Here is a 7,439-nt window from a genome sequence, read left to right as displayed (position 1 = left end):
TGATGCCGGAGGCCGGCCATGCCTGAGTCCGCACTGCTGGCCGCAGCGCTGCTGTGCAGCTTCATCGGCCTGGGCTGGCTGGCGCTGGCGATGGAGGCGCACTGGCAGCAGGTGCGCCCCACGCTGGCCCCTGCGCCCGCCACCGCCCGCGTGCTGCGCACGCTGGGCGCGCTGGCCCTGGCCGCCTCGCTGGCCCTGTGCCTGGCCGCCGACCACCCGTCGATGGCCGCGCTGGTGTGGGTGATGTCCCTGGCCGTCGCCGCGATCAGCCTGGCCCTGCTGCTGGCCTGGCGGCCGCGGTGGGTGGGGTGGTTGGTGGGGTCCAGGCAGGCATCGAGCAGCAGCGCTTGCCGCAGAGGTCTTTGACCTATTCTTCCGCGACACGTCCAGGGAGATGGAAGATGACCACCCGTAAGAAGGCTGCCACCGGTTCCGCTGAAGCACTCGGGCAAAAGCTGCTTCAGTCGGTGCGGGAGATGAAGGCGCGTGAATTCGCGCGCGTGACCGAGATGGAAGTCAACGAGGTCGTGCAGGCACGTCAGAGCACCGGTTTGTCCCAGTCGGAGTTTGCATCTGCACTGAGCATCTCCAAGCGCACGCTGCAGGAGTGGGAACAGGGGCGTCGCTCACCGTCGGGTGCGGCGCAGGCCCTCATCCGCATTGCGCGCAAGCATCCCGAGGTGGTGCGCGAGGCGCTGTCGTAGACATTGCGGCAGCACTTGGCGGCGAGTTGCCCGTCCTCAGGCGCCGGTGTCGGCCTGCAGGCCGGCGGCCTGCACGGCGGCCACGGCGCAGGCCTCGTCCTGCTCCGAGGTGTCGCCACTGACCCCGACCGCGCCCACCAGCAGGCCGGCGGCATCGCGCACCAGCACACCGCCGGGAACCGGCACCATGTGGCCCCCGGACAGGTCCGACAGCGCATGGAAGAAGGCCGGCATGCGCTCGGCGCGGCGCGCCAGCTCACGCCCGCCGAAGCCCAGGCCCAGCGCGCCCCAGGCCTTGCCGGTGGCGATCTGGGGCCGCAGCAGGCTGCTGCCGTCGGCCCGCAGCAGCGCCACCAGATGGCCGCCGGCGTCCAGCACCGCAGCGGTGAGCGGTGCGCAGCCACGGGCCTGGCCTTCGGCCAGCGTGGCGCGTGCGATGGACAGTGCAGTGTCGAGTTTCATGGTTGGGGTTGCAGCGCGGCGACACGCTCGCGGGTGTAGAGATCGTTCCACTTCAGGGTGTTGAAGTCGCTGACGGCCCAGCGGTCGTACTGCCGCAGCTCGGGCTGCAGGCGCCGGCCGCCCACGTGCACCGCGGTCACCGCGCCCGGCTGCAGCAGCACGCCCACATCGCTCAGCGGGTCGCCGTCGACGAAGATGAAGTCGGCCTGCCGGCCCGCCTCGATGGCGCCGGTGGCCGCCCCGGCGGGCGTGCCGGGGCGGCCGCGCGGCATCAAGCGCGCCGAGACGGCGGTGGCCGCGCGCAACGCCTCGGCCGGCGTGAAGCCCAGCCAGTCCACCAGGATGCCGATCTCGCGCGCATGCCATTCGCCATACGGCGTGATGGCAAAGCCCGCATCGCTGCCGGTCATGAAGGGCACACCGGCCGCTTTCAGGCGGCGCAGGTTGTGGCAGCCGACTTCGACCACGCGCTGCTGCATGGCCAGGTAGCCCGAGGTCCGCGAAGGCTCGTGCGGCTGGCTGAACTCGATGTTGTTGCGCAGGAAGGTGAGCGTGGGCGCCACCGCCGATCCGGCGGCCAGCAAGGCCTCGGCGCATTCGTCGTCGGCGAAAAAGGCGTGGAACACCAGGTCGACGCCGGCCCGCGCGGCCTGCAGCACCGCCTCTTTCCCGTAGGCGTGGGTGGCCACCTTCTTGCCCAGGCGGTGCGCCTCGCCCACCATGGCCGAGACCTCTTCCTGCGTGAAGGCGGCGATGTGCGTGCCGTCGGCGCGCAGGTGCGTGCCGTCGAGCGCGAGCTTGATGAAGTCCACCCCGGCCTTGGCCTGGCGACGCACCTCCTGCAGCTGCGCATCGCGGGTTTCGCACAGCCGGCCGGTGAAATAGTCCGGCGTGCCCACGTGCTCGGGGAACCAGTCGTTGAGGCTGTGGCGGTTGGCCACCACGTGGCTGCTGGCCGCGATGCGCGGACCATCGAACAGCCCGGCGCGGATGGCATCGCGCACCGAGATGCTGCAACTGCCCGCGTCGCCCGGCACCACCACCGAGGTGTAGCCCGCGGCCAGCACCCGCTGTGCGAAGAACAGGCCGCGCAAGGCGCGGAATTCGGCCGTGCAGCCCAGGTCGATGTCCTCCTCACTGCGGGCATTGCCGAACACCAGGTGGGTGTGCACGTCCACCAGGCCCGGCATCACGAAGTGGGGGCCGGCATCGGCCTGGGTGTCGCCCGGCTGCGGCGCGGGTGCCTGCGCCCGCGGGCCCACCCAGCGGAAGAGCCCGCCCTCGATCACCACGGTCTGGTCGTGGTGCAGCGTGTCGTCGAGCCCGGTGAACAGGCGTTGGCAATGAAGGTGCAGGGCCATCAGGTGTTCTCCTGCCCGGCCCGGGGACGGGGTCGGGGCTGGGGTCGGGGCTGGGGTGTGAGGGGTCGGGTCGGCATGCTCAATCCAGCCGGATGCCGTTGTCGCGCACCACCTGGCCCCAGGCCTGGGCATCGGCGGCCAGAAACTGCCGGAACTGTTCTGCCGAGCTGCCCACGGGCGTGAGCGACACCTCGCGCAAGCTCGCCTGGAATTCAGCGGCGGCGACGATGCGCTGCGTCTGCGCCTCCAGCGCCGCCACCACCGCGGCCGGCGTGCCGCGGGGCGCGAACAGACCATGCGAGGAATCGCCGACGAAGCCGGGGTAGGTTTCGGCGATCGCCGGCACCTCGGGCAACGCCTCGATGCGCCGCGCGCTGGACACCGCCAGCGCCCGCAGCTTGCCGGCCCTGACCTGGGCAATGGCGCCGGTGCTGGCATCGAAGGCCACATCGACGCGCTGGCCCATCAGGTCCGTCAGGAAGGAGTCCTTGTAGGGCACATGCGTCATCTTGACGCCCGCGGCATTGAGCAGCCGCTCCATCACCACATGAAAGCCGCTGGCGATGCCGGCGCTGGCGTAGTTCAGCGTGCCCGGATGCGCCCGCGCTTCGGCCACCAGCTGCTGCAGGCTGCGGATGCGTGAGTCGCTGGAAACCAGCAGCACATAAGGCACCGACAGGATGCGGCTGATGGGCGTGAAGTCGTCGGCCTTGTAGGGCATCTTCCTGAACACCCACGGATTGATCGAGAAGGTGTTGTTGAAGGTGTAGAGCAGCGTGTAGCCGTCGGCGGGCGCGCCGGCCACCGCCTGCGCCGCGATCATGGTGCTGGCGCCCGGCTTGTTCTCCACCACCACCGGCTGGCCGGTGGCCCTGGCAAAGGCCTCGCCCCAGGCCCGGGCCATCACGTCGGGCGAGGTGCCCGCCGGTGCGGGCACGATCAGGCGCACCGGCCGGCTCGGGTAGCCTTGCGCAAAGGCCAGGTTCACGCCCGCCAGCGCGCCCAGCGCCAGCAGCACCCGGCGACGCGACAAGGCGTGCGCTGCGGTGCTCATCGATGTCCTCATGCCGGTCACCTCCCGCTTGTGCTTGTCGGGCCCGCACTGGCCGGGCCGCTATGGGGAGCGAGGCTAAGCAAGGGCGGCGCTGACGCAAAATGGTCTGTATCCATGGCGCACATCGACGCGGCCCATACATTGGGGGATAACCCTTCACCATGCGATTCAACAAGCTCGACCTGAACCTGCTGGTCTGCCTGGATGCGCTGCTGACCGAGTGCAGCATCACGCGGGCGGCCGAGCGGGTGCATCTGTCGCAGTCGGCGATGAGCAATGCGCTGGGTCGGCTGCGCGACTACTTCGAGGACGATCTGCTGGTGCAGGTGGGTCGGCAGATGGAGCTGACGCCCCGCGCCACCGTGCTGTGCGAAGCGGTGCGGGACGTGCTGGTGCGCATCGAGACCTCGCTGTCGGCGCAGCCCGAGTTCGACTGCACCTCGTCCAGCCGCGAGTTCAAGATCTTCGTCTCCGACTACGCGATGGAGGTGCTGATGCCCGAAGCGCTGGCCCTGGCGTCACGCCAGCGCAGCCGGGTGCGCTGGCGGCTGCTGCCGCACACGCCGCAGCCCGCGCGGGCCCTGGAACGTGGCGAGGCCGATCTGCTGGTGGTGCCCCAGGCCTTCTGCTCGGCCGACCACCCGACCGACCTGCTGTTCCATGACGAGTTCGTGTGCGCCGTCTGGAAGGACAGCAGCCATGCGCGGGTGGGCGTCAATGCGCAGCGCTACGCCAATGCGCGGCATGTGGTGATGCAGCCGGTGGACGCCGACCAGCCCCTGTTCGACAGCTGGTTCGTGCAGCAGTGCAACATCCACCGCCAGGTGGAGGTGAGCACCTACAGCTTTGCGATGCTGCCCTTCCTGGTGGTGGGCACCGAACTCATCGCCACCGTGCACGCCTGCCTGGCGCGGCGTGTCGAGCCGGCCTTGCCGATCGTGCTGATGCCCATGCCGGTGCCCATGCCGAGCATCGAGATGGCGATGCAATGGCACCGCTACCGCACCCGCGACCCCGGCCTGCTGTGGCTGCGCGCACTGCTGCGCGAGGCCGCCGGCCGCGTCTTCCATGCGATGCCTGTGAGCGCCCCGCCCGCTGCTGCGACGCGGCCGGGCCTGGCCCCGGTGGTGTAATCCCGCCGCATGGCTGAACACATCTCGCTGGACACGATCGACCGCAAGCTGCTGGAGCTGGTGCAGGCCGATGCCACCACGCCGCTGGCGCAGCTGGCCGAGGCGGTGGGTCTGTCCAACACGCCGTGCTGGCGGCGGTTGCAGCGGCTGAAGGAGGCGGGCGTGATCACCCGCCAGGTGACGCTGCTGGACCCGGAGAAGATCAACGTCGGGGTGACGGTGATCGTCAGCATCCGCACCGCGGTGCACACCGAAGAATGGTTCGAGCGCTTTCGCGCCACCTGCGAGGCGATTCCCGAGGTGGTGGAGTTCTACCGCATGAGCGGCGACGTGGACTACCTGCTGCGCGTGGTGGTGCCCGACATCAAGGCCTACGACGCGGTGTACAAGCGGTTGATCGCCGGCACCCAGCTGCACGACGTCAGCTCCAGCTTTGCGATGGAGCAGCTCAAGTACACCACCTGCCTGCCGCTGAAGTACGCCGGCTGATCGGTCAGGCCGGCAAGGCCTCGGCCTGCTCCGCCGCCGCTCGGGGCCACAGCGCCAGCCCGCCGGCCAGGCTCCAGGCGTTGGCATGGCCCAGCCGGCGCAGCGCGCGCGCCGCCTGGGCGCTGCGGTTGCCGCTGCGGCAATAGAACACCACCGGCGTGCCGCCCGGCAGCCGCAGCCAGCGCGGCAAGGCATTGAGCAGCTCGGGCAGCGGCACCTGTTCACACGGCTGCGCCGCCGGCGGCAGCGGCAGTGCGCCCATCTGCTGCTCGGTGGCTTCGCGCACGTCCACCAGCACCGGCGTGGGGGTCTCGCGCATCAGCGCCAGCAGCCGCTCGGGCGGCAGGCCCACGGGCTCGGCTCGCGCGCAGCCGTCGACGCGGGCACCGCAGGCCATGGTCTGGTAGGCCGTGGGCGACAGGTCGCGCTCGATCTCGGCCTTGCGCGTGGCAAAGGCTTCGTCGCTCAACGCCCCTGCCAGCGCGCCGTGCAGCAAGGGCTGCATCGGCAGCTCGCCGGCCAGGGTGCAGGCCTGCTGGTCGTCGTAGTCGTGACCGGGCAGCAGCAGCGTGTGGCGGCCCACGGCCTGGTCGAGCCGCCGCAACGAGTCGGCATAGGCCAGCGGCGCGCTTTGTTCAAAGTCGCTGCGGCCCAGCGCACCGGGCAGCACGGTATCGCCGACGAAGGCGCAGGTCAGCCGGCCATCGGCGCCGTGCAGCAGGTAGGCCGTGGCGTCGAGCGTGTGGCCGGGCAGCGCCAGCCGGCTCAGCGTCAGCGCACCCAGGGCAAGGCCATCCTGGCCGGCCGGCCAGCCCAGTGCATCGACCGCGGCAGGGCCGGGCCCGCGCGCGCCCAGCGCCGCCCGCAGCGCGCCGGCCGACGACGCATGGTCGCCATGGCTGTGGGTGTCCAGCACCGCGGCCACCTTCAGCTCGCGGCATTGCACCCAGCGCACCAGTTCGTCGGTCAGCTCGGGCAGCGGGTCGATCACCAGGCACTGGCGGCTGGCGGCATCGGCCAACAGATAGCAGCAGGCACCGTCCACCACGAAGCGGTTGAGCAGCGGCGGCGTGCCGCGCGCAGGCGCCAGCGCCGGCAGCGCGCAATGGGTGCGCAAAGCCTCGCCGCAGGCGCGGATGCGGGCGCAGGCCTCGTCGATGGTGGCCGCGCTTTCGGCGGCGCCGAAGGACAGGCGCACGGCCGAGGCGGCCTGCGCCGGCGTCAACCCCATGGCCAGCAACACCGGGCTGGGCGCGGGTGTGCCGGCGCTGCAGGCCGAGCCGCCGCTCATGCGCAGACCGGCGGCATCGAACACGTCCAGCAGCCGGCGCGAGGCCACGCCCGGCACCGAGAAGTTCAGCGTGGTCGGCAGGCAGGCCGAGGGCGGCGCGTTGAACACCAGGCCCGGCAGCGCATCGGTCAGCGCTGCGGTCAGCCGCGCGCGGTAGCTGGCCAGCGTGGGCGCATCGCCAAAGGCCTCGCCCGCTTCCAGTGCCTGCAGCACCGCCCCCAGGGCGGCAATGCCGGGCATGTTCTCGGTGCCGGCGCGCAGCGCCGATTCCTGGCCACCGCCGGCCTGCAGCGGCGTGAAGGGCGCGCCTTGCCGCACGTACAGCAGGCCGGTGCCCTTGGGCGCATACAGCTTGTGGCCGGAGAACGGCGCGTAGTCGATGCGCCGCTCGGCCAGGCGCAGCGGCAGCTTGCCCAGGGCCTGCACGCCGTCCACCAGCCACAGGGCCGGGCTGCCCTGCAGCGCCTGGGCGATGCCGTCCAGGTCGCTGATGACGCCGGTTTCGTTGTTGGCGGCCATGGTGCACACCAGCCCGGCCGTCGGCGCCTGGGCCTGTAGCCAGGCCAGGTCATGCCGGCCATCAGGCCCCACCGGAATGACGCGGATCGGCAGCGCCAGGCCCAGCACGCCGCACCAGTGCTTCAGCGCTTCAGGCACGGCCTTGTGTTCGGTGGCCCCCACCAGAAGCTGCATCTGCGGTGCAGGGCGCCCGGCCTGCGCGCGCAGGTGCACCAGGGCCGACAGCACCGCCGTCTGGATGCCTTCGGTCGCGCCGCTGGTAAAGACGATGCGCCCGCTGTCCACACCCAGCACCCGGTGCGCCGCAGCCCGGGCCGCGTCGAGGATGGCGCGGGCCTTCAGGCCGGCGATGTGGGTGCTGCTGGGGTTGCCGAAGTCGGCCTGCATCGCGGCCAGCGCCGCGGCACGGGCCTGCGGCAGCACGGG

At 71.3% G+C, this 7,439-nt stretch carries 8 protein-coding genes; 4 read left to right on the top strand and 4 right to left on the bottom strand.

Going from position 1 to position 7,439, the window contains the following annotated elements:
- The first annotated feature begins 18 nt into the window (after positions 1–18).
- Positions 19–366 (top strand): DUF3325 family protein, encoded by a 348-nt coding sequence (locus ABNT58_RS21885; RefSeq protein WP_348755524.1) that lies wholly within the window; start codon positions 19–21, stop codon positions 364–366.
- A 35-nt stretch (positions 367–401) separates the two neighbouring features.
- Positions 402–704: a helix-turn-helix domain-containing protein gene (locus ABNT58_RS21880; protein WP_348755523.1), complete on the top strand. Its 303-nt coding sequence runs from the start codon at positions 402–404 to the stop codon at positions 702–704.
- Positions 705–740: 36 nt separating this feature from the next.
- Here ABNT58_RS21880 and ABNT58_RS21875 read toward each other — a convergent pair whose 3' ends face one another.
- From ABNT58_RS21875 to ABNT58_RS21865, 3 genes are all read right to left on the bottom strand, one after another.
- The gene (locus tag ABNT58_RS21875; protein ID WP_348755522.1) at positions 741–1,166 is read right to left on the bottom strand and encodes a heme-binding protein; all 426 of its coding nucleotides are present in this window, start codon (positions 1,164–1,166) and stop codon (positions 741–743) included.
- Positions 1,163–2,527 (bottom strand): amidohydrolase family protein, encoded by a 1,365-nt coding sequence (locus tag ABNT58_RS21870; RefSeq protein ID WP_348755521.1) that lies wholly within the window; start codon positions 2,525–2,527, stop codon positions 1,163–1,165. The genes ABNT58_RS21875 and ABNT58_RS21870 overlap by 4 nt, the downstream gene beginning before the upstream one ends.
- Positions 2,528–2,606: 79 nt before the next feature.
- A complete protein-coding gene (locus ABNT58_RS21865) occupies positions 2,607–3,581 on the bottom strand; it encodes a tripartite tricarboxylate transporter substrate binding protein (protein ID WP_348755520.1) in 975 nt (324 codons plus the stop codon).
- Positions 3,582–3,742: 161 nt separating this feature from the next.
- On the opposite strand from ABNT58_RS21865, the gene ABNT58_RS21860 reads away from it, so the two are divergent.
- Both ABNT58_RS21860 and ABNT58_RS21855 read left to right on the top strand, forming a co-directional pair.
- Positions 3,743–4,714, top strand: a complete 972-nt coding sequence (locus tag ABNT58_RS21860; RefSeq protein WP_348755519.1) for a LysR family transcriptional regulator — start codon at positions 3,743–3,745, stop codon at positions 4,712–4,714.
- Positions 4,715–4,723: 9 nt separating this feature from the next.
- A complete protein-coding gene (locus ABNT58_RS21855; protein WP_348755518.1) occupies positions 4,724–5,203 on the top strand; it encodes an Lrp/AsnC family transcriptional regulator in 480 nt (159 codons plus the stop codon).
- 4 nt (positions 5,204–5,207) lie between these two features.
- Here ABNT58_RS21855 and ABNT58_RS21850 read toward each other — a convergent pair.
- Positions 5,208–7,439 (bottom strand): aminotransferase class V-fold PLP-dependent enzyme (locus ABNT58_RS21850; protein WP_348755517.1); only part of this gene is annotated, 2,232 nt, incomplete at its 5' end.

Source organism: uncultured Aquincola sp. (assembly GCF_964001545.1).
In the GTDB taxonomy this organism is placed as follows: Bacteria; Pseudomonadota; Gammaproteobacteria; order Burkholderiales; family Burkholderiaceae_C; genus Aquincola.
The sequence above is the reverse complement of the archived record's forward strand: the minus strand, read 5'-3'. Positions and strand labels throughout refer to the sequence as shown.